Here is an 800-nt window from a genome sequence, read left to right as displayed (position 1 = left end):
GACGCCGTCGCCGACCATGGCGACCTTGCGGCCGCCGCGTTGCAGTTCGGCCACCTTGGCCGCCTTGTCCCCGGGGAGGACCTCGGCGATGACGGAGTCGATGCCGAGGCGGCTCGCGATCCGCTCCGCGGTGGCCTGGTTGTCGCCGGTGAGCATGACCACGTCGACGTCGACGCCGAGGGCGGATGACGACGGGGATCGAGAACAGAAGCGCCACCAGGAAGAGGTTGCGCATGTCGGCCAACCGTCGCCGCCATCGACATGGCCTCGTGCCCGCCGTGCCCCATCACCTCGTGCGGCGACGGGATCCCCTCGGCCTCGGCGCGCTCCTCCGGTGCGACAGGAGGGGCCACGGGCGTGGCCTGGCCCGCGTGTGCCGCGTCCTGGTCCTCGGCGACGGCTGCGGCCGGATCCGGTTCGGCCATCGGGTCGCACACATGCGAGGGCACCGACTGTCCCGCGCAGTGGTAGCCGCATTCCCCGACCCGGCGGCGCAACGCGGCCAGCGATGTCCGCCGCTGATCGAAGACCACGGTCGCCGACTGCGCGACCGGGTTGACCCCGGCCTCCAGCACGCCCGGTCGCCGGCCCAGCACGGCCGCGCCGGTGCTCTGCTGTGACACCCACGCCAGACCGCGCACCTCCAGAACCGCCGCACGGCGCTCCCCGTACGCAAAGGGGAAGCGTGCCGCCCGGCCATGAGGTCATGCCTGGTAGGCGACGTTCGTCATCATCCCCGCCTCGGCGTGGTAGGCGTTGTGGCAGTGGAGCATCCACTGGCCGGGGTTGTCGGCGTCGAA

The 800-nt window shown here is 72.2% G+C and carries 1 protein-coding gene and 2 pseudogenes; all 3 read right to left on the bottom strand.

All coding sequences use genetic code 11. The features are described 5' to 3' along the window. Window positions 1–168: pseudogene (locus tag RB628_RS41015) on the bottom strand (HAD family hydrolase); the annotation flags it as partial. 356 nt (window positions 169–524) lie between these two features. Then, a pseudogene (locus tag RB628_RS42870) lies at window positions 525–575 on the bottom strand (hypothetical protein); the annotation flags it as partial. 129 nt (window positions 576–704) lie between these two features. Next, window positions 705–800: multicopper oxidase domain-containing protein (locus RB628_RS41010; protein ID WP_318325719.1), on the bottom strand; the 96-nt coding region annotated here is incomplete at its 5' end.

Origin of the sequence: Streptomyces sp. ADMS, assembly GCF_033441795.1 — a bacterium.
In the GTDB taxonomy this organism is placed as follows: domain Bacteria; phylum Actinomycetota; class Actinomycetes; order Streptomycetales; family Streptomycetaceae; genus Streptomyces.
Note: the sequence above shows the minus strand (reverse complement) of the source record. Positions and strands in the feature narration are given on the sequence as shown.